Source organism: Corallococcus sp. AB045, from assembly GCF_003668895.1.
Classification (GTDB): Bacteria; Myxococcota; Myxococcia; order Myxococcales; family Myxococcaceae; genus Corallococcus; species Corallococcus coralloides.
In genome coordinates, this window is the sequence record NZ_RAWN01000034.1 from 1 (window position 1) to 26,670 (window position 26,670).

A 26,670-nucleotide genomic window follows, 5' to 3' on the forward strand; every position below is an offset into this window, starting at 1 on the left:
GTGGGAGGGCCTTCGCCTCGGGGGCGGCCCGCCACAGGCGCTTCGCGGTCAGGGCCATGAACACGCCCATGGTGCCGTTGAGGTACAGCCACGCGACGTGCAGGTGCTGCTTCGCGGTCCAGAACCACACCATCAGCGCCAGGTTGAGGACGTAGACGAGCGCCACCACGCCCAGCGCGGAGAGGATGCCCGCCCGCCGCTTGAAGATGAGCAGCGCGATGGTGAGCGGGTTGAGCACCGTGAAGAGCTCGTTCACGACGACGAACGGCATGGGCAGCGGGTCCGCCGGATCATTCGCGAAGAGGCCGTACTTCGACACGACGAGGATGTGGACCAGGGAGCCCACGGAGAAGCACACGAACCAGATGGCCAGGATGATGCGGTTGGGCCACGGTGAGCCCCCGCTGGATGTTTCAACGGTCATGACTTGTCCTCCAGGGCCTCGCGCAACAGCGTGGCCACGTGCCGCACGTACGGCTCCTGCATGAGTTGATGGTGTCCCCCAGGGACATCCCTCACGTCCAGTCCCCCCCGGACGAAGGGCTCCCAGCCGCGGTGGCGGGGCACCTCGGAGGTGGGGGTCGCTTCCGTGGCGGCGAGCAGCAGCGCCGGTCCGTCGTAGGGGCTGGGGACGTAGCGGTCCATGGCGCGCAGGTTGGCCTGGTAGACGCGGAACAGGGCACGCAATTGCTCGCGGCCCGTTGCTTCCGCCAGGAGGCCGGCCTGGACGCCCACGGCGAGGAGCGTCCCCAGCATGGCTTCGTCATCCATGCGCTCCAGGGCCTCGTCCGACACGGGCAGGGTCAGGGAGAAGGCCTGGGCCACCGTCTGGGCGAAGGCGACGCGCGTGCTGGCGTCGGGGTCCTTCTTGGGGGCATCGCCGGGAGGCGCTCCGACGCCGGGGACGTAGGCGTCCAGGAGCGCCAGCAGCCCCACGGCATGGCCCTGTGCGCGCAGCTGGCGGGCCATCTCGAAGGCGATGACGCCGCCGAGCGACCAGCCCGCGAGGAGGTACGGCCCTTCCGGCTGCTCCGCGCGGATGGCTGCCACGTACAGGATGGCCATCTCCTCCACGGTCTCCACCACGGCATGACCGGCTTGAAGGCCGCGCGCCTGGAGGCCGAAGACGGGCTGCTGGGGCCCCAGGAGCCGCGCCAGCTCCGGGTAGGCGAGCACGTTGCCGCCACCCGGGTGGACGAGGAACAGGGGCCGGCGGCCCGCGTCGCCCTTCTCCAGAGGGACGAGCGGCGACCATGTCTCCGTCTCCGCGCGCAGCAGGTTCGCCAGGTCCTCCACGGTGGGGTGCTGGAAGAGCGCGGCCAGGGGGACTTCGCGGCCCAGCTGTTCGCGCAGCGCGGCCATCAGGCGGACCGCGAGCAGCGAGTGTCCTCCCAGCGCGAAGAAGCTGGTGCGCACACCGATGGGCTTCACGCCCAGGACCTCTTCCCACACCGCCACGAGCTGGGACTCCAGCGCGTCACGGGGTGCGACGAAGTTCCCGGCCTGGGACGTGGTGACGTCCAGGTCCGGCAGGGCCTTGCGGTCCACCTTGCCGTTGGAGTTGAGCGGCAGGGCCTCCAGCACCACCACCGCTCCGGGCACCATGTACTCCGGCAGCCGCTGACGCAGACTTGTCTTCAGTGCCTCCGCGTCCAGCGTCGCGCCTGCCTTCGGCGCCACGTACGCCACGAGGCGCTTGTCCGCGCCCTCCCCCTTCGCCACCACCACTGCTTCCTTCACTGCCTCCTGCTGGCGCAGAGCGGACTCCACCTCGCCCAGCTCGATGCGGAAGCCTCGCACCTTCACCTGGAAGTCCACCCGGCCCAGGTACTCCAGCACTCCGTCCGCCCGGTACCGCACGCGGTCCCCCGTGCGGTACATCCGGCTGCCTTCCGGGCCGTGGACTTCCGGCAGGAACTTCTCCGCCGTCAGCTCCGGCCTCAGCAGGTAGCCCCGTGCCTGACCTTCGCCCGCCAGGAACAGCTCGCCCGCCACGCCTACCGGCACCGGTTGCAGGTACTTGTCCAACACGTATGCCCGCGTGTTCGTGAGCGGCCGGCCGATGTTCGGCACTTCATTCCGACCCACCAGCGACCATGTGGAGTACGTCGTGTCCTCCGACGGGCCGTACAGGTTGTAGAGCTTCTGCACCGTCGGTACCGCGTACACAGCCTTCGCCAGCGTCTCCGGCAACGCTTCGCCCGCGAGATTCACCACGCGCACCGACGGCGGCACCGCATTCAGACGCACCAACTGCGCCATCGCCGACGGCACCGTGTTGATGAGCGTGACGTCTGCCTCTGGCTTCTCCTCCGCCAGATGCAGGGCATTGCGCACCACCACCACGCTGCCGCCTCTCACCAGCGGCGCGAAGAGTTCGAAGACGGAGAGGTCGAAGTTCAGGCTCGTCGCCGCGAGCACTGCCTTCGTCTCCTCTTCCGTGAACGTCTCCGTTGCCCACGACAGGAAGGCCACGGCGTTCCGATGCGTCACTGCCACGCCCTTCGGGCGGCCCGTGCTTCCCGACGTGTAGATGAGGTACGCCACGTTCTCAGGACGGGGCCCTGCTTCCGGTGCCTCGTTCGGCTCCGTGGCCAACGTTGCGTCCGTGTCCAGGCAGACTGCTTGCGCGCTGAAGGCGGGCAGAGACTCCAAGAGATGCGAGTGCGCCACCAACGCTGGCCCTTGTGCGTCCTCCAGCAGCCAGCCCAGTCGCTCCTTCGGGTAGCTCGGATCCAACGGCACGTACGCGCCGCCCGCCTTGAGGATGCCCAGCGTTCCCACCACGACGTCGGCTGTGCGCTCCACGCACAGGCCTACTCGCGACTCCGGGCCTACGCCCAGCTTGCGCAGCCGGTGCGCCAGTTGGTTCGCCTTCGCGTCCACCTCCCGGTACGTCAGCCGCTGCTTGCCGCTCACCACCGCCACGGCATCCGGGGTGCGCTTCGCCTGCGCCTCGAAGAGCTGGGGAATCGTCGCGTCGCGGTCGTACTCCGCCTGCTGCTGGTTCCACGTCACCAGTACCTGCTGGCGCTCTGCCTCCGTCAGCATGGGCAGCCGGCCCACCGCTTCCTCCGGCTTCGCCACCATGCCTTCCAGCAGCACGTGCAGGTGCTCCACCATCCGGCGCATTGTCGCGGCGTCGAACAGGTCGGTGCTGTACTCCAGCGTTCCGCTCAAGCCCTGCGGTGTCTCCATGAAGAAGACGCTCAGGTCGAACTTCGACGTTCCGCCCGCGATCTCCACGGGCTTGAGCGTCATGCCGGGCAGCCGGGCTTCACCGACGGGCATGTTCTGGAGCGCCAGCAGCGTCTGGAACAGCGGCGTGTGGCTGCGGCTGCGCTCGGGCTGGAGCGCCTCCACCAGCTTCTCGAACGGCACCTCCTGGTGCTCCTGCGCCTCCAGGACCGTCTCGCGCACCTGCTGGAGCAGGCCCCGGAAGCTGGGGTCTCCGGACAGGTTCGTGCGCAGCACCAGCGTGTTGACGAAGAAGCCGATGAGCCCCTCCACCTCCGCGCGCGTGCGGCCCGCGATGGGCGAACCCACGCTGATGTCTTCCTGGCCGCTGTAGCGCGACAGCAGCACCTGCCAGCCCGCCAGCAGCACCATGTAGAGCGACGCGCCTTCCCGCTGCGCGAGAGCTCGCAAGCTCTGGGCCAGCGATTGCGGCCAGAGGAAGCTCTGGGTCGCTCCCGCGTTTCCTCGCACCGCGGGACGCGGGCGGTCCGTGGGCAGCTCCAGCACTGGCGGCGCACCCGCGAGTTGCTGCTTCCAGTAGTCCACTTCCCGCTGGAGTGTCGCGCCCTGCAACCAGCCGCGCTGCCACGCCGCGTAGTCCGCGTACTGCACCGGCAACTCCGGCAGCGGCGAGGGCTGGCCCTGCACGAACGCCGCGTAGAGCGCGCCGACCTCACGGACCAACACCCCGAGCGACCATCCGTCCGACACGATGTGGTGCATCGTGACGACGAGCACGTGCTCGCGTGCGTCGAGCCTAAGCAGGAGCGCGCGAAGGAGCGGACCATGAGCCAGCTCGAAGGGCCGCAGCACCTCCTGCTCCACGCGCTTCTGGAGGCCGGCGGTGTTCGCCGTCAGGTCATCCACCGCCAGCGTGAAGGAGCTATCGGCCGTGGTTCGTTGCTCCGGCTCGGGGTTGCCCGCGACGAACGTCGTGCGCAGGGCCTCGTGACGGCGCACGACTTCACGGAGGGCCCGTTCCAGGGACCCCACGTCCAGGTCGCCTTCCAGCCGCACCGCCACCGGCACGTTGTAGAGCGCCGTTCCCGGCTCCAGCTGATCGATGAACCACAGCCGCTGCTGCGCGAACGACAGCGGCAGCGGTGCGTCCCGCGACACGGGCACGAGAGCCGGTGCCTTCGCGCGTCCGACCTTCTCCAGCCGGCGGGCGAGCGCCTCCACCGTGGGCGCTTCGAACAGTGCACGCAGCGGCAGCTCCGCGCCCGTCTCCGCGCGCACCCGCGACACCACCTGCGTCGCGAGCAGCGAGTGGCCTCCCAGCGCGAAGAAGTCGTCCTTCACGCCCACCTGGGGCACCCGCAGCACTTCGGCCCAGATGGCTGCCAGCTTCGCTTCCGTTTCCGTGCGCGGTGCTTCGTACGTATGGGTGGAGACCGGTGCCTCCGGCTCCGGCAGCGCCTTGCGGTCCACCTTGCCGTTGGAGTTGAGCGGCAGGGACTCCAGCACCACCACCGCGCCGGGCACCATGTACTCCGGTAGCCGTTGGCGCAGGCTCGCCTTCAGCGCCTCCGCTTCCAGCGTCGCGCCTGCTTTCGGCGCCACGTACGCCACGAGGCGCTTCTCCGCGCCCTCCCCCTTCGCCACCACCACTGCTTCCTTCACTGCCTCCTGCTGGCGCAGCGCGGACTCCACCTCGCCCAGCTCGATGCGGAAGCCTCGCACCTTCACCTGGAAGTCCACTCGCCCCAGGTACTCCAGCACTCCGTCCGCCCGGTACCGTACCCGGTCTCCCGTGCGGTACATGCGGCTGCCTTCCGGGCCGTACACCTCCGGCAGGAACTTCTCCGCCGTCAACTCCGGCCTCAGCAGGTAGCCCCGCGCCTGTCCTTCGCCCGCCAGGAACAGCTCGCCCGCCACGCCTACCGGCACCGGCTGGAGGTACTTGTCCAACACATAGGCCCGCGTGTTCGTGAGAGGGCGGCCGATGTTCGGCACCTCTCCGCGTCCCACCAGCGACCACGTCGAGTACGTCGTGTCTTCCGACGGGCCATACAGGTTGTAGAGCTTGCGCACCGTCGGCACTGCGTACACGGCCTTCGCCAGCGTCTCTGGCAACGCTTCGCCCGCGAGATTCACCACGCGCACCGACGGAGGCACGGCGTTCAGCCGCACCAATTGCGCCATCGCCGACGGCACTGTGTTGATGAGCGTCACCTCCGCGTCTGGCTTCTCTTCCGCCAGGTGCAGGGCATTGCGCACCACCACCACGCTGCCTCCTCGCACCAGCGGCGCGAAGAGTTCGAAGACGGAGAGGTCGAAGTTCAGGCTCGTCGCCGCGAGCACTGCCTTCGTCTCCTCTTCCGTGAACGTCCCCGTTGCCCACGACAGGAAGGCCACTGCGTTCCGGTGCGTCACCGCCACGCCCTTCGGGCGGCCCGTGCTTCCCGACGTGTAGATGAGGTACGCCACGTTTTCAGGACGGGGCCCTGCTTCCGGAGCCTCCTTCGGCTCCGTGGCCAACGTCGCGTCCGTGTCCAGGCACACGGCCTGCGCACTGAATGCGGGCAGCGCCTCCAAGAGGCGCGAGTGCGCCACCAGTGCCGGGCCTTGCGCGTCCTCCAGCAGCCAGCCCAGTCGCTCCTTCGGATAGCTCGGATCCAACGGCACGTACGCGCCGCCCGCCTTGAGGATGCCCAGCGTTCCCACCACCACGTCCGCCGTGCGCTCTACGCACAGACCCACCCGTGACTCCGGGCCTACTCCCAGATTGCGCAGCCGGTGCGCCAGTTGGTTCGCCTTGGCCTCCACTTCCCGGTACGTCAGCCGCTGCTTGCCGCTCACCACCGCCACGGCATTCGGCGTCCGCTTCGCCTGCGCCTCGAAGAGCCCCGGAATCGTCGTGTCGCGGTCGTACTCCGCCTGCTGCTGATTCCACGTCACCAGCACCTGCTGGCGCTCCTCGTCCTTCAGCATGGGCAGCCGGCCCACCGCTTCCTCCGGCTTCGCCACCACGCCTTCCATCAGCACGCGCAGGTGCTCCACCATCCGCTGCACTGTCGCCGCTTCGAACAGATCGGTGCTGTACTCCACGCTTCCGCTCAAGCCCTGTGCCGTCTCCGTGAAGAAGACGCTCACGTCGAACTTCGACATGCGGTTCTCCAGCTCCAGCGGCGTCATCGTCAGCCCTGGCAGCTGCGCGTCTCCCTCGGGCACGTTCTGGAGGGCCAGCAGCGTCTGGAACAGCGGCGTGTGGCTCAGGCTGCGCTCCGGCTGCAGCGCTTCCACCAGCTTCTCGAACGGCACGTCCTGGTGCTCGTACGCGCCCAGCACCGTTCCTCGCACCTGCTTCAGCAGCGTCCGGAAGGACTGATCTCCATCCACCTGGGCACGCAGGACCAGCGTGTTGACGAAGAGGCCGATGAGGCCTTCCACCTCCGCGCGCGTACGGCCCGCGATGGGCGAACCCACACTGATGTCCGTCTGCCCGCTGTAGCGCGACAGCAGCACCTGCCAGCCCGCCAGCAGCACCATGTACAGCGAGGCCCCTTCGCGCTGCGCGAGGCCTCGCAGGTCCTGGACCAGCGATTGCGGCCAGAGGAAGCCCTGGGTCGCTCCCGCGTTTCCTCGCACGGCGGGACGCGGACGGTCCGTGGGCAACTCCAGCACCGGCGGAGCACCGGCGAGCTGCTGCTTCCAGTAGTCCACCTCCCGCTGGAGCGTCGCCCCCTGCAACCAGCCGCGCTGCCACGCCGCGTAGCCCGCGTACTGCACCGGCAGCTCCGGCAGCGGTGAGGGCTGGTCCCGCACGAACGCCGCGTAGAGCGCGCCGACCTCGCGGACAAAAACCCCGAGCGACCATCCGTCCGACACAATGTGGTGCATCGTGACGACGAGCACGTGCTCTCGCGCGCCGAGCTTCAGCAGCAACGCCCGGATCAGGGGCCCCTGTGCCAAATCGAAGGGCCGCAGCACTTCCTGTTCCACGCGTCGCCGGACCTCGGCGGTGTTCGCCGTCAGGTCGTCCACTGCCAGCGTGAAGGCGCTGTCAGGCACGGTCTGTTGGACTGGCTCGGGGTTGCCCACGACGAACGTCGTGCGCAGGGCCTCGTGACGGCGCACGACCTCGTGCAGAGCCCGTTCCAAGGCCCCCGCATCCCAGTCGCCTTCCAGACGGATGGCGACAGGCACGTTGTAGAGGGCGGTGCCCGGATCCAGCTGATCAATGAACCACAGCCGCTGCTGCGCGAACGACAGCGGCAACACAGCTTCCCCCGACACAGGCACGAGGGCCGGTGCCTGCGCACGTCCGGCCTTCTCCAACCGGCGGGCGAGGGCTTGCACCGTGGGCGCTTCGAACAGCGCACGCAGCGGCAGCTCCGCGCCCGTCTCCACACGCACCCGCGACACCACCTGCGTCGCGAGCAGCGAATGGCCTCCCAGCGCGAAGAAGTCGTCCTTCACGCCTACCTGGGGCACCCGCAGCACTTCGGCCCAGATGGCTGCCAGCTTCGCTTCCGTTTCCGTGCGCGGCGCTTCGTAGGTGCTTCCGGCCTTGGGGGCATCCGGCTCCGGCAGCGCCTTGCGGTCCACCTTGCCGTTGGAGTTAAGCGGCAGCGCATCCAGCACCACCACCGCTCCGGGCACCATGTACTCCGGCAGCCGTTGGCGCAGACTGGCCTTCAGCGACTCCGCTTCCAGTGTCGCGCCGGCCTTCGGCGCCACGTACGCCACGAGGCGCTTCTCCGCGCCCTCCCCCTTCGCCACCACCACTGCTTCCTTCACTGCCTCCTGCTGGCGCAGCGCGGACTCCACTTCGCCCAGCTCGATTCGGAAGCCTCGCACCTTCACCTGGAAGTCCACTCGGCCCAGGTACTCCAGCACTCCATCCGCCCGGTACCGCACCCGGTCTCCCGTGCGGTACATGCGGCTGCCTTCCGGGCCGTACACCTCCGGCAGGAACTTCTCCGCCGTCAGCTCCGGCCTCAGCAGGTAGCCCCGTGCCTGACCTTCGCCCGCCAGGAAAAGCTCGCCCGCCACGCCTACCGGCACCGGCTGGAGGTACTTGTCCAGCACGTACGCCCGTGTGTTCGTGAGGGGGCGGCCGATGTTCGGCACCTCTGCGCGCCCCACCAGCGACCATGTCGAGTACGTCGTGTCTTCCGACGGGCCGTACAGGTTGTAGAGCTTCCTCACCGTCGGCACCGCGTACACGGCCTTCGCCAGCGTCTCCGGCAACGCTTCACCGGCGAGGTTGATGACCTGCACCGACGGCGGCACGGCGTTCAGCCGCACCAATTGCGCCATCGCCGACGGTACCGTGTTGATGAGCGTCACCTCCGCGTCTGGCTTCTCCTCCACCAGGTGCAGGGCATTGCGCACCACCACCACGCTGCCGCCTCGCACCAGCGGCGCGAAGAGCTCGAAGACGGAGAGGTCGAAGTTCAGGCTCGTCGCCGCGAGCACTGCCTTCGTCTCTTCCTCCGTGAACGTCTCCGTTGCCCACGACAGGAAGGCCACGGCGTTCCGGTGCGTCACCGCCACGCCCTTCGGGCGGCCCGTGCTTCCCGACGTGTAAATGAGGTACGCCACGTTCTCCGGGCGCACTTCCGGCGTCACGGGGCAGCAGGACTCCTCCGCCCACTCCTCCTCCCGGTCCAGGCACACCGCCTGCGCACTGAAGGCGGGCAGCGACTCCAGCAGGTACGAGTGCGCTACCAACGCCGGACCCTGCGCATCCTCCAACAGCCAGCCCAGTCGCTCCTTCGGGTAGCTCGGATCCAACGGCACGTACGCGCCGCCGGCCTTCAGGATGCCCAGCGTTCCCACCACCACGTCCGCCGTGCGCTCTACGCACAGGCCTACTCGCGACTCGGGGCCCACTCCCAGCTTGCGCAGCTTGTGCGCCAGTTGGTTCGCCTTCGCCTCCACCTCCCGGTACGTCAGCCGCTGCTTGCCGCTCACCACGGCCACGGCATTCGGGGTGCGCTTCGCCTGCGCCTCGAAGAGCTGGGGAATCGTCGCGTCGCGGTCGTACTCCGCCTGCTGCTGGTTCCACGTCACCAGCACCTGCTGGCGCTCCTCGGACGTGAGCATGGGCAGCCGGCCCACTGATTCCTCCGGCTTCGCCACCACGCCTTCCAGCAGCACCCGCAGGTGCTCCACCATCCGACGCACCGTCGCGGCTTCGAACAGGTCGGTGCTGTACTCCACTCCTCCGCTCAAGCCCTGCGCCGTCTCCGTGAAGAAGAGGCTCACGTCGAACTTCGACGTGCGGCCTTCGAAGTCCACCGGCTTGAGCACCAGGCCGGGGAGCTTGGACTCCTCGGTGGGCACGTTCTGGAGCGACATCAACGTCTGGAACAGCGGCGTGTGGCTCAGGCTGCGCTCGGGCTGGAGCGCCTCCACCAGCTTCTCGAAGGGCACCTCCTGGTGCTCGTACGCGCCCAGCACCGTGCCCCTCACCTGATCCAGCAGCGCACGGAAGGACGCCTCCCCGTCCACCTGCGCCCGCAGCACCAGCGTGTTGACGAAGAAGCCGATGAGCCCTTCCAGCTCCGCTCGCGTCCGCCCCGCGATGGGTGACCCCACACTGATGTCCGTCTGGCCGCTGTAGCGCGACAGCAGCACCTGCCACCCGGCCAGCAGCACCATGAACAGCGATGCGCCCTCCTTCTGGGCCAGCGCGCTCAGCTTCTGGGACAGCTCCAGCGGCAGCATGAAGCCCAGCGTCGTGCCGGCATTGGTGCGCACCGCCGGACGCGGACGGTCCGTGGGCAACTCCAGCACCGGCGGCGCTCCCGTCAACGACTGCTTCCAGTAGTCCACCTCCTGCTGGAGCGTCGCCCCCTGCAACCAGTCGCGCTGCCACGCCGCGTAGTCCGCGTACTGCACCGGCAACTCCGGCAGCGTCGACGCCTGTCCTCGCGCCAGCGCGCTGTACAGCGTGCCCAGCTCACGGAGCAGGACTCCCACGGACCAACCGTCGGACACGGCGTGGTGCATCGTGAGCACCAGCAGGTGGTCGCGCGCGTCCAGCCGCAGCAGCAGCGTCCGCAGCAGCGGGCCCCGCATCAGGTCGAAGGGCTTCGCCATCTCCTCCAGCACCCGCTGCCGGGCCTCGTCCTCTCGCGTGGCCCCGGACGCCGACAGGTCCACGGTGTTCAGCGGCACGTCCACGGACGCGTGGATGCGCTGGACGGGCTGGCCCGACTCCTCCTCGAACGTCGTGCGCAGGGCTTCGTGCCGTTGCACGAGCGCCCGCAGCGACTGCTCCAGCGCCGCGGCGTCCAGGTCTCCCTCCAGCCGCACCACGCTGGGCACGTTGTAGAGCGGACTGCCCGGCTCCAACTGGTCGATGAACCACAGCCGCTGCTGCGCGAAGGACAGCGGCAGCGACGCCGGACGCACCCCGGCGCGCAGCATGGGCACGCCGGAGCGTCCCAGCCGAGCGATCCGCTGCGACAGCGCCTCCACCGTGGGCGCCTCGAACAGCAGGCGCAACGGCATCTCCACACCCAGCGACGTGCGCAGCCGCGACACCACCTGCGTCGCCAGCAGGGAGTGGCCGCCCAGCGCGAAGAAGTTGTCCTTCACGCCCACGCGCTCCAGGCGCAGCACCTCCGCCCAGATGGCCGCGAGCTTCGCCTCCGTCACCGTGCGCGGGGCCACGTAGGCGTCGGCCACATTCGCGGCCTCCGGCTCCGGCAGCGCCCGGCGGTCCACCTTGCCGTTCGCGTTGAGCGGCAGGGCGTCCAGCACCATCAGCGCCGAGGGGATCATGTACTCGGGCATCCCCTGGCGCAGGCCCGTGCGCAGCGTCTCCACGTCCAGCGCGTGGCCTTCCTTCGCCACGACGTAGCCGACGAGCCGCTTGTCCGCGCCGTCGCCCCGCACCAGCACCACGGCCTCGCTGACGCCGGGCTGCTGCGCGAGCGCGGTCTCGACCTCGCCCAGTTCGATGCGGAAGCCTCGCACCTTCACCTGGAAGTCCAGGCGGCCCAGGTACTCCAGCTCGCCCGTGGCCAGCCAGCGGACGCGGTCGCCCGTGCGGTAGAGCCGTCCGCCCGGCTGCGCGCCCAGGCTGTCCGGGATGAAACGCTCCGCCGACAGCTCCGGCCGCTCCAGGTAGCCGCGCGCGAGCCCCGCGCCGCCGACGTACAGCTCTCCAGGCACACCCACGGGGACGGGCTGGAGCTCGGGGTCCAGCACGTAGCCCTGCTGGTTCGCCATGGGCCGCCCCAGCACCGGGCGCGGCGTGTCCGCCACGATGGGGCGCGCGGTGACGTCCACCGTGCACTCGGTGGGGCCGTACACGTTGAAGCCCTTGAGGCCCGGGAGCGCCGCGAGCCTCGCCCACAGCGCCTCGTCCACCGCTTCGCCGCCCACGAGGACGCGCATGGGCCGGCGCGTGCCGAGCCCTTCGTCCAGCAGCAGGCGCAGGTGCGCGGGCGTGCAGTCGAGCACGTCCACCTGCTGCGCCTCCAGCCACGCCGCCATGCGGGCCACGTCCTCGCGCACGTCCGCCGGCACGATGCACAGCGCGTGGCCGTCCGCCAGTTGCACCAACTGCTGCACCGACGCGTCGAAGGCCAGCGGCGCGTTGAAGCTCACCCGCACCGGCGCGGTGACTCCGGCGAACGTCGTCACCTTGTGCGCGGCGCGCAGGTTCATCATCGAGGCGTGCTGCACCATCACGCCCTTGGGACGGCCCGTGCTGCCCGACGTGTAGATGATGTACGCCAGGTGCGTCGGGAGGCTCACGCGGGCCGGGTTCTCCCGCGGCTGCCGCGCCAGCTCCTCCAGCGGACCGGCGTCATCCAGGCACAGCACATCGAGCCCCTCCGGGAGCGCCCCGGCGAGCCGCCGCTGGGTGAGCACCCAGCGCGCGTTGCAGTCCTTCGCCAACCAGCCCAGGCGTTCGGACGGCCAGGCGGGATCCAACGGCACGTAGGCGCCGCCGGCCTTCATCACGCCCAGCGCGGCGACCATCATCTCCACCGAGCGCTCCACGAAGAGCGCCACGCGCACCTCCGGCCCCACCCCACGCTGGCGCAACCAGTGGGCGAGCTGGTTGGCGCGCGCGTTGAGCTGCGCGAAGTCCAGCTGGCGCGCCCCGTCCAGCACGGCGAGCGCCTCCGGCATGAGCGCCGCCTGCGTCTCCACGCACTCGTGGAAGCAGCCATCCCAGGCCGCGGCCAGGGCCGTGTCGTTCCAGGTGGAGACCACCTGGGCGCGCTCGGCGGCGGTCAGCAGGGGCAGACGAGACACGCGCGTGTCCGGGCGCTCCACCGCGCCTTCCAGCAGCGTGAGCAGGTGCGAGACCATCCGCTGGAGGGTGCTCGCGTCGAACAACTCCGTGCTGTACTCCAGCGTGCCGGAGATGCCGTGAGGCACCTCCACGAACGTCACGCTCAGGTCGAACTTCGCGATGGGGCTCTCCACGCTCACCGGCTGGAGCGCCAGGTCCGGCAGCCGCAGCTCGCCCAGCGGCATGTTCTGCAGGGCGAGCATCGTCTGGAAGAGCGGCGTGTGGCTGCGGCTGCGCTCCGGCTGGAGGACCTCCACCAGCTTCTCGAACGGGACCTCCTGGTGCTCGTACGCATCCAGCACCGTCTCGCGCACCTGGGCGAGCAGCCTCCGGAAGGACAGGCCGCCGTCCACGTTCGTGCGCAGCACGAGCGTGTTGACGAAGAAGCCGATGAGCGCCTCCAGCTCCGCGCGCATGCGGCCCGCGATGGGCGAGCCCACGCTGATGTCCTGCTGGCCGCTGTAGCGCGCCATCAGCACCTGCCACCCGGCGAGCAGCACCATGTACAGCGAGGCCCCCTCCCGCTGGGCCAGCGCCTTGAGGTCCGCGGTGAGCGACCGGGACAGGGTGAAGTTGAGCGTCGCGCCCGCGATGCCCCGCTCGGGCGGACGCGGGCGGTCCGTCGGCAGCTCCAGCACCGGCGGCGCCCCGGCGAGCTTCCGCTTCCAGTAGTCCACCTGCCGCGCCAGGACGTCGCCCTGGAGCCGGCCGCGCTGCCAGGCGGCGTAGCGCGCGTACTGGATGGACAGCTCGGGCAGGGGTGACGGCTGCCCCGAGGAGAAGGCCGCGTACAGCGCGCCCACCTCACGAATCAGGACGCCCAACGACCAGCCGTCCGACACGATGTGGTGCATCGTCACCACCAGGACGTGCTCGCGCTCTCCGAGCGTGACCAGCCGGGTGCGGATCAACGGCCCACGGCTCAGATCGAAGGGACGGAGCATCTCCTGCTCCACCTGCCGATGGGCCTCCGCCTCGCGGTGGGCCTCGTCAACGGTCCGCAGGTCCACCCGGCCCAGTTCCAGTGACAGGGCCGGCTGGATGACCTGGACGGCCTGACCGCCGCGCTCCTCGAAGGTGGTCCGCAGGGATTCATGCCGGCGCACGACTTCGTGCAGGGCCTGCTCCAGGGCCGCCACGTCCAGCGAGCCCGCCAGCCGCACCGCCACGGGCACGTTGTAGAGCGCCGTCCCAGGCTCCATCTGGTCGATGAACCACAGCCGCTGCTGCGCGAAGGACAGCGGCGGCGCCGTGTCCATGGACGTGTCGACTGGCAGGGCGTCCTGGGCGCGGCTCGCCGTCTCCATGCGTCGGGACAGGGCCTCGAGGGTGGAAGCCTCGAACAGCGCGCGCAGCGGCAGCTCCGCGCCCAGCTCCGCGCGCACCCGCGACACCACCTGCGTCGCGAGCAGCGAGTGGCCCCCCAGCGCGAAGAAGTCGTCCTTCATGCCTACCCGCGGAACCCGCAGCACTTCCGCCCAGATGGCCGCCAGCTTCGCTTCCATCTCCGTACGCGGTGGCACGTAGGTGAGGATGGCTGCCGGTGCCTCTGGATCCGGCAGGGCCTTGCGGTCCACCTTGCCGTTGGAGTTGAGCGGCAGTGCCTCCAGCACCACCACCGCTCCGGGCACCATGTACTCCGGCAGCCGCTGACGCAGACTTGTCTTCAGTGCCTCCGCTTCCAGCGTCGCGCCTGCCTTCGGCGCCACGTACGCCACGAGGCGCTTCTCCGCGCCCTCCCCCTTCGCCACCACCACTGCTTCCTTCACTGTCTCCTGCTGGCGCAGCGCGGACTCCACTTCGCCCAGCTCGATGCGGAAGCCTCGCACCTTCACCTGGAAGTCCACGCGCCCCAGGTACTCCAGCACTCCATCCGCCCGGTACCGCACGCGGTCTCCCGTGCGGTACATGCGGCTGCCTTCCGGGCCGTACACCTCCGGCAGGAACTTCTCCGCCGTCAACTCCGGCCTCAGCAGGTAGCCCCGCGCCTGTCCTTCGCCCGCCAGGAAAAGCTCTCCCGCCACGCCCACCGGCACTGGCTGAAGGTACTTGTCCAACACATAGGCCCGCGTGTTGGTGAGCGGCCGGCCGATGTTCGGAACCTCTCCGCGTCCCACCAGCGACCATGTCGAGTACGTCGTGTCTTCCGACGGGCCATACAGGTTGTAGAGCTTCTGCACCGTCGGCACTGCGTACACGGCCTTCGCCAACGTCTCAGGCAGTGCTTCGCCCGCGAGATTCACCACGCGCACCGACGGCGGCACGGCGTTCAGCCGCACCAACTGCGCCATCGCCGACGGCACCGTGTTGATGAGCGTCACCTCCGCCTCCGGCTTCTCCTCCGCCAGGTGCAGGGCATTGCGCACCACCACCACGCTGCCGCCCCTCACCAGCGGCGCGAAGAGTTCGAAGACGGAGAGGTCGAAGTTCAGGCTCGTCGCCGCGAGCACTGCCTTCGTCTCTTCCTCCGTGAACGTCTCCGTCGCCCACGCCAGGAACGCCACGGCGTTCCGGTGCGTCACTGCCACGCCCTTCGGGCGGCCCGTGCTTCCCGACGTGTAGATGAGGTACGCCACATTCTCCGGGCGCACTTCCGGCGTCACGGGGCAGCAGGACTCCTCCGCCCATTCCTCTTCACGGTCCAGGCACACCGCCTGCGCATTGAAGGCAGGCAGTGATTCCAACAGGTGCGAGTGCGCCACCAGTGCCGGGCCCTGTGCGTCCTCCAGCAGCCAGCCCAGTCGCTCCTTCGGGTAGCTCGGATCCAACGGCACGTACGCGCCGCCGGCCTTGAGAATGCCCAGCGTCCCCACCACCACGTCCGCCGTGCGCTCCACGCACAGGCCTACGCGGGACTCCGGGCCCACTCCCAGCTTGCGCAGCCGGTGCGCCAACTGATTCGCCTTCGCCTCCACCTCCCGGTACGTCAGCCGCTGCTTGCCACTCACCACGGCTACGGCATTCGGCGTCCGCTTCGCCTGCGCCTCGAAGAGCTGCGGAATCGTCGCGTCGCGGTCGTACTCCGCCTGCTGCTGATTCCACGTCACCAGCACCTGCTGGCGCTCCTCGTCCTTCAGCATGGGCAGCCGGCCCACCGCTTCCTCCGGCTTCGCCACCAAGCCTTCCAGCAGCACGCGCAGATGATCCACCATCCGGCGCACCGTCGCTGCTTCGAACAACTCGGTGCTGTACTCCACCGCCCCGCTCAAGCCCTGCGGCGTCTCCGTGAAGAAGACGCTCACGTCGAACTTCGACGTGCGAATCTCCAGCTCCAAGGGCTTCATCGTCAGCCCGGGCAGCCGCGCCTCTCCCTCCGGCGTGTTCTGCACTGCCAGCAGTGACTGGAACAGGGGCGTGTGGCTCAGGCTGCGCTCCGGCTGCAGCGCCTCCACCAACTTCTCGAAGGGCACCTCCTGGTGCTCGTACGCCTCCAGCACCGTGCCTCTCACCTGCGTCAGCAGCTCACGGAAGGACTGCTCCCCGTCCACCCGGGCACGCAGCACCAGCGTGTTGACGAAGAAGCCGATGAGCCCTTCCAGCTCCGAGCGCGTCCGGCCCGCGATGGGCGAACCCACGCTGATGTCCGTCTGCCCGCTGTAGCGCGACAGCAGCACCTGCCAGCCCGCCAGCAGCACCATGTACAGCGACGCGCCCTCGCGCTGCGCCAGCGCCTTCAGCCCCTGCTCCAGCGACGACGGCAGCACGAAGGAATGAACGGCTCCCGCGTTGCCTCGCACCGCAGGACGCGGACGGTCCGTCGGCAGCTCCAGGACTGGCGGCGTCCCGGCGAGCTTCCCCTTCCAGAAATCCACCTCCTTCTGGAGCGTCTCTCCCTGCAACCAGCCGCGCTGCCACGCCGCATAGCCCGCGTACTGCAACGACAGCTCCGGCAGCGGCGACGGCCGCCCTTCCGTGAAAGCCGCGTACAACGCTCCCACTTCTCGGATCAGCACTCCCAGCGACCAGCCATCCGACACGATGTGGTGCATCGTGATGAGCAGCACGTGCTCGGCGGATCCCAGCTTCAGCAGGCTCGCCCTGATGAGCGGACCCTTGTGCAGGTCGAAGGGCTCCGCCAGCTCCACTCCGAGCCGGCGCCGGACTTCCGCCTCCCGCTGCTCGCTGTCCAATGCCCCCAGGTCGATGTGCGCCATGGGGAGGCGCGCTTCGGACTGAATGCGCTGCACGGGCTGACCTTCGTGCAGCGCGAACGTCGTGCGGAGGGCCTCGTGGCGCCGGACGATTTCACGCAGGGCCCAGTCCAGGGCTCCCACGTCCAGTTCGCCTTCCAGACGCACCGCGACGGGCACGTTGTAGAGCGGGCTGCCCGGCTGCAACTGGTCGATGAACCACAGGCGCTGCTGCGCGAACGACAGAGGTGGCGGCCCACCGCTGGCGATCGACTCCAGCGCCATGGACAGCGGACGCGCGGCCGTTTCCAGCCGTCGGGCCAGGGCTTCAAGCGTCGGAGCCTCGAACAACGTCCGCAGTGGCAGCTCCGCGCCCAGCTCCTTCCGGATCCGCGACACCACCTGGGTCGCCAGCAGCGAATGCCCGCCCAGCGCGAAGAAGTTGTCCCTCACCCCCACCCTGGGCACCCGCAGGACCTCCGCCCAGATGGCCGCCAGCTTCTGCTCCGACTCCGTGCGAGGCGCTTCGTACTCGTGCTCCGAAAGGGCCGCTTCGATTCCAGGCAGCGCCTTGCGGTCCACCTTGCCGTTGGCCGTGAGCGGCAGCGCATCCAACACGCCCATCGCCGACGGCACCATGTACTCCGGCAAGTGCTTGCGCAGCTCCGCTTCCACTGCCTTCGGATCGATGTTCTGTCCCGGCTTCGCCACGAGCCACGCGACGAGCCGCTTGTCTCCGCCAACGTCGCGCACCACCGCCACGGATTCCGCCACGTCCGGATGCTGGAGCAGGGCCGCTTCCACCTCGCCCAGCTCGATTCGGAAGCCGCGCACCTTCACCTGGAAGTCGGTGCGCCCCAGGAACTCCAGCGTCCCGTCTTCCTTCCAGCGCGCCTTGTCTCCCGTCCGGTACAGCCGGGCACCGGGCTCCGGGCTGAACGCGTTCGGCACGAAGCGCTCCGCCGTCAGGTCCGCACGGTTGAGGTAGCCCCAGGCGAGGCCTTCGCCTCCCACGTACAGTTCCCCGGGCACGCCCACGCCGGCCACATCGCCGTGCGTGTCCAGCACGTACGCCGTCGAGTTTCCAATCGGCTTGCCGATGGGCACTGAAGCCGTGATGGCCGTGTCGCGCGTGATCACGTGCGTCGCGGAGAACGTCGTGTTCTCCGTCGGGCCGTACCCGTTCACCAGCACCGCGCCTTGTGGCAGGTGCTTCAGGTGTTCGCGCACGCGCTGCGCCGGCAGCACGTCGCCGCCCGCGAGCACTCGCGACACCCCAGCCAGCGCGTCCACCTGATGCAGCGCCATCTGCTCGTACAGCGCGGCCGTCAGCCACAGCGTGCTGATGCGCTCCTTGCGCAGCAGCGCGCCCAGCTCCTCCAGCGTCTGCGCGTGCGGTGGCGCCAGCACCAGCTTCGCTCCGTGCAGCAGCGCGCCCCACAACTCCAGCGTCGAGGCGTCGAAGGCCACCGGTGCCAGTTGCAGCCAGATCTCCTCTGGCCCGAAGCGCAGGAAGTCGTTGCCCACCACCAGCCGCGTGATGCCCCGGTGCGGCACGCTCACGCCCTTCGGGCGGCCCGTGCTTCCCGACGTGAACATCACGTACGCCAGGTCTTCGGCGCTGACTTCCACCTGCGGCGCCGACATCGGCTGGTGTGCGATCTCGCTCCAGGCCGTGTCCAGCAGCAGCGGCGTGCCCGCGCTCGCCGGCAGCTTCTCCACCAGCGACCGCTGCGTCAGCGTCACGCCCACGCCCGCATCCCCCAGCAGCAGCGCGATGCGCTCCGCCGGGTAGTTGCGGTCCACCGGCACGTACGCGCCTCCCGCCTTCAGGATGGCCAGCAGCCCCGCCACCATCTCCAGCGAGCGCTCCACGTACACGCCCACTCGCGTGCCGCGCTTCACGCCCTGGCTCCGCAGGTGATGCGCCAACTGGTTCGCCTTCGCGTCCAGTTCGCCGTACGTCAGCGTGCCGCCACCTTCCGCGAGCTTCAGCGCCACCGCGTCCGGCGTCCGCTTCGCCTGCGCCTCGAAGCGGGCGTGCACCGACATGCCACGAGGGGACTGCGTGGCCGTCGGGTTCCACGTCACCAGCACCTGCTGGCGCTCCTCGGACGTCAGCATGGGCAGCCGGCCAACCGCTTCCTCCGGCTTCGCCACCACGCCTTCCAACAGCACGCGCAGGTGCTCCACCATCCGCTGCACCGTCGATGCTTCGAACAACTCGGTGCTGTACTCCACCGCCCCGCTCAGGCCCTGCGCCGTCTCCGTGAAGAAGACGCTCACGTCGAACTTCGACGTGCGGATCTCCAGCTCCAAGGGCTTCATCGTCAGCCCGGGCAGCCGTGCCTCTCCCTCCGGCATGTTCTGCAACGCCAGCAGTGACTGGAACAGGGGCGTGTGGCTCAGGCTGCGCTCGGGCTGGAGCGCCTCCACCAGCTTCTCGAACGGCACGTCCTGGTGCTCGTACGCCTCCAGCACCGTGCCCTTCACCTGAGTCAGCAGCTCACGGAAGGACTTCTCTCCGTCCACCCGCGCACGCAGCACCAGCGTGTTGACGAAGAAACCGATGAGCCCTTCCAGCTCCGCCCTCGTCCGCCCCGCGATGGGCGAACCCACGCTGATGTCCGTCTGCCCGCTGTAGCGCGACAGCAGCACCTGCCACGCCGCCAGCAGCACCATGTACAGCGACGCACCTTCGCTCTGCGCGAGCGCACGAATGCGCTGCTCCAGCGACGACGGCAGCACGAAAGAATGAACCGCTCCCGCGTTGCCTCGCACCGCCGGACGCGGATGGTCCGTCGGCAGCTCCAGGACGGGCGGCGTCCCGGCGAGCTTCCCCTTCCAGAAATCCACCTCCTTCTGGAGCGTCTCGCCCTGCAACCAGCCGCGCTGCCATGCCGCATAGCCCGCGTACTGCAACGACAGCTCCGGCAACGGCGACGGACGCCCTTCCGTGAAGGCCGCGTACAACGCTCCCACTTCTCGAATCAGCACTCCCAGCGACCAGCCATCCGACACGATGTGGTGCATCGTGATGAGCAACACATGCTCGGTGGCTCCCAGCTTCAGCAGGCTCGCCCGGATGAGCGGGCCCTTGTGCAGGTCGAAGGGCTCCGCCAGCTCCACTCCGAGCCGACGCCGGACTTCCTCCTCCCGCTGCTCGCTGTCGATTTCCTCCAGGTCGACGTCCGCCACCGGCAGTCGCGCGTGGGGATGGATGCGCTGGACGGGCTGGCCCTCGTGCAGCTCGAACGTCGTGCGGAGGGCTTCGTGGCGCCGGACGATTTCGTCCAGGGCTCGCACGAGCGCTCCGCGCTTCAACGTGCCCCGCAGCCGGACAGCGACGGGCACGTTGTAGATCGCGCTTCCCGGCTCCATCTGGTCGATGAACCACAGGCGCTGCTGCGCGAACGACAGGGGCGGCGCTTCATCACTCGCGACGGACTTCAGCGCCGTGGGCTGGTGACTCGCGGCCGTTCCCAACCGCTGGGCCAGGACTTCGAGCACGGGTGCCTCGAAGAGGACTCGCAACGAGATCTCCACTCCGAGCTCCGAGCGGATCCGTGACACCACCTGCGTCGCCAGCAGCGAGTGGCCACCGAGCGAGAAGAAGTTGTCCCTCACCCCCACCCAGGGCACCCGCAGGACCTCCGCCCAGATGGCCGCCAGCTTCTTCTCCACCTCCGTGCGGGGCGCCTCGAAGGCGGTTCCTGCCTCCTGCGCCTCCAGCGCCATGAGCGCCTTGCGGTCCACCTTGCCGTTGGCCGTGAGCGGCAGCGCGTCCAACACGCCCATCGCTGACGGCACCATGTACTCCGGCAACCGCTGCCGCAGCTCCGCTTCCACGGCCTTCGGATCGATGTTCTGCCCCGGCTTCGCGACGAGCCACGCGACAAGCCGCTTGTCTCCGCCGACGTCGCGCACCACCGCCGCGGCTTCCGCCACGTCCGGATGCTGGAGCAGGGCCGCTTCCACTTCACCCAATTCGATGCGGAAGCCACGCACCTTCACCTGGAAGTCGGTGCGCCCGAGGAACTCCAGCGTCCCGTCTTCCTTCCAGCGCGCCTTGTCTCCCGTCCGGTACAGCCGGGCGCCGGGAGCCGTGCTGAAGGCGTTCGGCACGAAGCGCTCCGCCGTGAGGTCCGCACGGTTGAGGTAGCCCCACGCCAGTCCCTCACCGCCCACGAACAGCTCACCCGGTACACCCACCCCGGCCACATCCCCGTGCGGCTCCAGCACGTATGCCGTCGAGTTCCCAATCGGCTTGCCGATAGGCACCGAAGCGGTGAGGTCCGTGTCGCGTGTGAGCGCGTGCGTCGTGGAGAACGTCGTGTTCTCCGTCGGGCCGTACCCATTCACCAGCACCGCGCCTTGTGGCAGGCGCTTCAGGTGCTCGCGCACTCGCTGCGCCGGCAGCACGTCGCCACCCGCCAGCACCCGAGACACCTCAGCCAGCGCGTCCACCTGATGCAGCGCCATCTGCTCGTACAGCGCCGCCGTCAGCCACAGCGTGCTGATGCGCTCCTTGCGCAGCAGCGCGCCCAGCTCCTCCAGCGTCTGCGCGTGCGGTGGCGCCAGCACCAGCTTCGCTCCGTGCAGCAACGCGCCCCAGAGTTCCAGCGTCGAGGCGTCGAAGGCCACCGGCGCCAGTTGCAGCCAGACCTCCTCTGGCCCGAAGCGCAGGAAGTCGTTGCCCACCACCAGCCGCGTGATGCCCCGGTGCGGCACGCTCACGCCCTTCGGGCGGCCCGTGCTTCCCGACGTGAACATCACGTACGCCAGGTCTTCGGCGCTGACTTCCACCTGCGGCGCCGACATCGGCTGGTGTGCGATCTCGCTCCAGGCCGTGTCCAGCAGCAGCGGCGTGCCCGCGCTCGCCGGCAGCTTCTCCACCAGCGACCGCTGCGTCAGCGTCACGCCCACGCCCGCATCCCCCAGCAGCAGCGCGATGCGCTCCGCCGGGTAGTTGCGGTCCACCGGCACGTACGCGCCTCCCGCCTTCAGGATGGCCAGCAGCCCCGCCACCATCTCCAGCGAGCGCTCCACGTACACGCCCACTCGCGTGCCGCGCTTCACGCCCTGGCTCCGCAGGTGATGCGCCAACTGGTTCGCCTTCGCGTCCAGCTCGCCGTACGTCAACGTCCGCCCGTCATGCACCTGGATCGCAATCGCGTCCGGCGTCTTCCGGGCCTGCTCGGAGAACAGCACGTGCACCGGCGTGGTGCCCGCGGCCTCCGCCGCCATGCGGTTGCCGCCGTCGAGGATCCGCCGCCGCTCCTCCGCGTCCACCATCGGCAGCCGGGACACGGCGGCCTCCGGACTCGACAGCGCCGCATCCAGCAGGACCCGCAGGTGCTCCACCATCCGGCGCACCGTCGCGGCGTCGTACAGCTCGGTGCTGTATTCGACCGAGCCCCTCAGCCCTTCGCCCTCCTCCACGAAGAAGACGCTCAGGTCGAACTTCGACGTGCGGCTCTCCATCATCACCGGCTTGAGCGCCATGCCCGGCAGCCCCAGGTCGCCCTGCGGCACGTTCTGGAGCGCCAGCAGCGTCTGGAACAGCGGCGTGTGGCTCAGGCTGCGGTCCGGCTGGAGCGCTTCCACCAGCTTCTCGAACGGCACGTCCTGGTGCTCGTAGGCCTCCAGCACCGTGCCTCGCACCTGCGTCAGCAACTCACGGAAGGACGTCTCCCCGTCCACCTGGGCACGCAGCACCAGCGTGTTGACGAAGAAGCCGATGAGCCCTTCCAGCTCCGCCCGCGTCCGGCCCGCGATGGGCGAACCCACGCTGATGTCCGTCTGACCCGAGTAGCGCGACAGCAGCGACTGCCACCCGGCCAGCAGCACCATGTACAGCGAGGCGCCCTCGCGCTGCGCCAACGCTCGCAGGCGCTGCGTCATCGCGGGGGACCACTGGAAGAAGTGCATCGCTCCCGCGTTGCCCCGCACCGCTGGACGCGGATGGTCCGTGGGCAACTCCAGGGCGGCGGGCGCCCCCGCGAGCCGGCCCTTCCAGAAGGACACCTCGCGTTCCAGCGCGTCTCCCTGAAGCCAGCCGCGCTGCCAGGCCGCGTAGTCCGCGTACTGGAGCGGCAGCTCCGGCAGCGCGGAGGGCTGGCCCTGCACGAACGCCGCGTACAGCGCGCCCATCTCCCGCACGAGCACGCCCAACGACCAGCCATCCGAGATGGCATGGTGCATCGTGAGCGCGAGCAGGTGGTCGTGCTCCTCCAGCCGCACCAACTGCGCGCGGACCAGCGGCCCGCGCGACAGGTCGAAGGACCGCAACCCCTGCGCCATCACCCGGCGGCGGGCCTCTTCCTCCCGCTCGCCCGCTCCGACGGCGCGCAGGTCCTCCACCTCCAGCGGCATCGCCGAGGGCGGATGCACCACCTGCACCGGCGTGCCCTCGTGCGCCGTGAACGTCGTGCGGAGTGCTTCGTGGCGGCGCACCAGCTCATCGAGCGCCCGCTGGAGCATCGCGACGTCCAGCGCGCCCTCCAGACGGACCGCGAGCGGGACGTTGTAGAGCGGGCTGCCCGGCTCCAACTGGTCGATGAACCACAGGCGCTGCTGCGCGAACGACAACGGCAGGGGCTGCTCGCGCGACACCGGCACCAGCGGCGGGACGACGGAGCGGGTGGCGCGCTCCAGGCGGAGCGCCAGGGCCTCCAGCGTGGCGGACTCGAACAGCTCCCGCAGCGGCAGCTCCACGCCGAACCCCGCGCGGATCCGCGAGGCCACCTGCGTCGCCAGCAGCGAGTGCCCGCCCAACTCGAAGAAGTTGTCCTTCACGCCCACCTGGGGCACACGCAGCACCTGCGCCCAGATGGCCGCCAGCTTCGCTTCGGTCTCCGTGCGGGGCGCCTCGTGGACCTTCTCCGAGCGCGGGGCCTCCGGCTCCGGCAGCGCCTTGCGATCCACCTTGCCGTTGGCGCTGAGCGGCAGCGCGTCCAGCGACATCAGGACGGTGGGCACCATGTACTCCGGCAGCCGCTGCCGCAGGTGTGCCTTGAGCTCCGCCGCGTCGAGCGTCCGCTCCGGCTTCGCGACGGCATACCCCACCAGCTGCTTGTCCACACCCTGCCCCCGCACCACCACCGTGGCCTCCGCCACATCCGGATGCAGGCCGAGCGCGGCTTCGATTTCGCCCAGCTCGATGCGGAAGCCACGCACCTTCACCTGGAAGTCGGTGCGGCCGAGGAACTCCAGCGTCCCGTCTTCCTTCCAGCGCGCCTTGTCTCCCGTGCGGTACAGCCGCGCGCCGGGCTCCGTGCTGAAGGCGTGGGGCACGAAGCGCTCCGCCGTGAGGTCCGCACGGTGGAGGTAGCCCCATGCGAGGCCCTCGCCTCCCACGAACAGCTCACCCGGCACGCCCACACCCGCCACGTCGCCGTGCGCGTCCAGCACGTACGCCGTCGAGTTCCCGATGGGCTTGCCGATGGACACCGACCCTTCGAACTCCGTGCGCCCCGTCATCCTGTGGGTGGTGGAGAACGTGGTGTTCTCCGTCGGGCCGTACGCGTGCACCAGCACCGGGCCTTCCGGCAACCGCGCCAGGTGCTCCCGCACGCGCTGGGGCGGCATCACGTCACCGCCCGTCATCACCTGCGACACGCCCGTCAGGACCTCCCCCTGGTGCAGCACCATCTGCTCGTAGAGCGCCGTCGTCAGCCACAACGTGCTGACGCGCTCCTGCTTCACCAGCGCGCCCAGTTCCTCCAACGTCAGCGCGTGCGGCGGCGCCAGCACCAGCTTCGCGCCGTGCAGCAGTGAGCCCCACAGCTCCAGCGTCGAGGCGTCGAAGGCCACCGGCCCCGTCTGCGACCAGACCGCGTCCGGCTCGAAGCGCATGAAGTCGTTGCCCAGCACCAACCGGGTGATGCCCCGGTGGGGAACACACACGCCCTTCGGTCGCCCCGTGCTGCCCGACGTGAAGATGATGTACGCCAGGTCTTCGCCGCCCACCTCCACGTCCGGTGCCGGCTCCGGTTCACGGCGGATGGACTCCCACGCCGTGTCCACGCAGAGCGGCTTGCCCGCTCCAGCCGGCAGCTTCTCCACCAGCGACTGCTGCGTCAGCGTCACTTCGACGCCCGCGTCCTCCAGCAGCAGCGCGATGCGCTCCGCCGGGTAGTTGCGGTCCACCGGTACGTACGCGCCCCCGGCCTTCAGGGTGCCGAGCAGCCCCACCACCATCTCCCAGGAGCGATCCACGTACACGCCCACCCGCGTGCCACGCTTCACTCCCAGCCCGCGCAGGTGATGCGCCAGCTGGTTCGCCTTCGTGTCCAGCTCGCCGTACGTGAGCGTCCGGCCATCCACGCCCTGCACCACCGCCACCCGGTCCGGCGCCTTGCGCGCCTGCTCCGCGAAGAGCGCGTGCACCGGCCGCTCCCGCGGATACGCCGCCTGCGTCCGGTTCCAGTCCACGGCCAGCAAGTGGCGCTCGGCGGCCTTCACCATGGACAGCCGGGCCACGGGCAGCGCCGGGTGGGCCACGGCGGACTCCAGCAGGCCGCGCAGGTGCTCCACCATCCGCGCGACGGTGGCGGCGTGGAAGAGGTCGGTGTCGTACTCCACGTAGCCGCTCAGGTTCCCATCCGCCTCCGTGAGCTGGAGGAGCAGATCGAACTTGGCGGTCTGGGTGTCCACCTCCATCGCGTTCAGCTTCAGGCCCTGCACGGCGACCGGGCCACGCGGCGCGTTCTGCAGCGCGAACATCGCCTGGAAGAACGGCGTGCGCCCCGAGTCGCGCTCCGGCTGGAGCGCCTCCACCAGCTTCTCGAACGGCACGTCCTGGTGGTCCGTCGCGCCCACCATCGTCTCGCGCAGCTGGCGCACCAGTCCCTGGAACGACAGCTCCGGCGTGAAGCGCGCGCGCAGGACCAGCGTGTTGACGAACATGCCGATGAGGCCTTCGAGCTCCGAGCGGGTCCGGCCCGCCATGGGAGAGCCCACGCTCACGTCGTCCTGCCCGGAGTAGCGCGACAGCAGCGACTGCCACCCGGCCAGCAGCACCATGAACAGCGTCGCGCCCTCCCGCTGCGCCAGCGCCCGGAGCGAGTCCGTCAGCTCGCGAGGCCACTGGATGGGCGTGCGCGCGCCCCGGAAGCCACGCGTCGCGGGCCGGGGCTTGTCCGTCGTCAGCTCCAGCGCGGGCGGCGCGCCCGACAGCTGCTCACGCCAGTACGCCAGCTGCCGCTCCAGCGCCGCGCCCTGCAACGTCTCCCGCTGCCAGGCCGCGTAGTCCGCGTACTGCACGGCCAGCTCCGGCAGCGGCGACGGCTGCCCCTGCAGGAACATGGCGTAGAGCACCGCCACCTCGCGCACGAGCACGCCCAGCGACCACCCGTCCGAGACGATGTGGTGCATCACCACCAGCATCAGGTGGTCCGCGTCCCCCAGCCGCACCAGCAGCGCGCGCATCAGCGGGCCCGTGGCGAGGTCGAAGGGACGCAGCGCCCCTTCCCGCACCCGGCGCCAGGCTTCGGCCTCGCGCGCTTCCACCGCGAGCGCGCTCACGTCCGTGCGCTCCAGCTCCAACACGGGCGCGTCCGCGAAGTGCTGCACCGGCCCGCTCTCGCCGCCCTGGAAGGTCGTGCGCAGCGACTCGTGGCGCCGCACCACCTCGCGCAGCGAGCGCTCCAGCACCGCCACGTCCACCGCGCCCTCCAGCCGCACCGCCACGGGCACGTTGTAGAGCGGGCTGCCCGGCGCCAACTGGTCCATGAACCACAGCCGCTGCTGCGCGAAGGACAGCTCCGCCGGCTTCGACCGGTCCCTCAGCGGGAAGGCCGCCCGCGCCGGAGTCCCCGCCGCCTGCTTCTGCGCGGCCATCTTCTTCAGCAGCTCCGCGCGCTTCTCCGGAGACAGATTCGCGATCCGCTTCGACAAATCACCGCTGCTGCTCATCGAATTGACTCCGCACTCTGGACGCGACACGGCCCTGAGGGACGCCCGGAAATCTGGACGCATCGCCCTCGGGTCAGTGTCGGCAAATGTCGATCACGCGCGGCCTGCCGCTCGTCG

General features: G+C 69.7%; 2 protein-coding genes. Both read right to left on the bottom strand.

Translation table 11 applies throughout. The annotated features are described in order from the left end of the window. On the bottom strand, positions 1-424 hold a 424-nt coding region (locus D7Y21_RS10980; protein WP_147469255.1), incomplete at its 3' end, for a hypothetical protein. After that, positions 421-26,553, bottom strand: coding sequence for a non-ribosomal peptide synthetase (locus D7Y21_RS10985; RefSeq protein WP_121713032.1), 26,133 nt, complete (start codon positions 26,551-26,553; stop codon positions 421-423). The genes D7Y21_RS10985 and D7Y21_RS10980, both read right to left, overlap by 4 nt. Positions 26,554-26,670 lie beyond the last annotated feature (117 nt).

Bases quoted from the DNA above. Each gene is read 5' to 3' on its own strand.
- D7Y21_RS10985 (WP_121713032.1), bottom strand. From the start codon at position 26,553: ATGAGCAGCAGCGGTGATTTGTCGAAGCGGATCGCGAATCTGTCTCCG.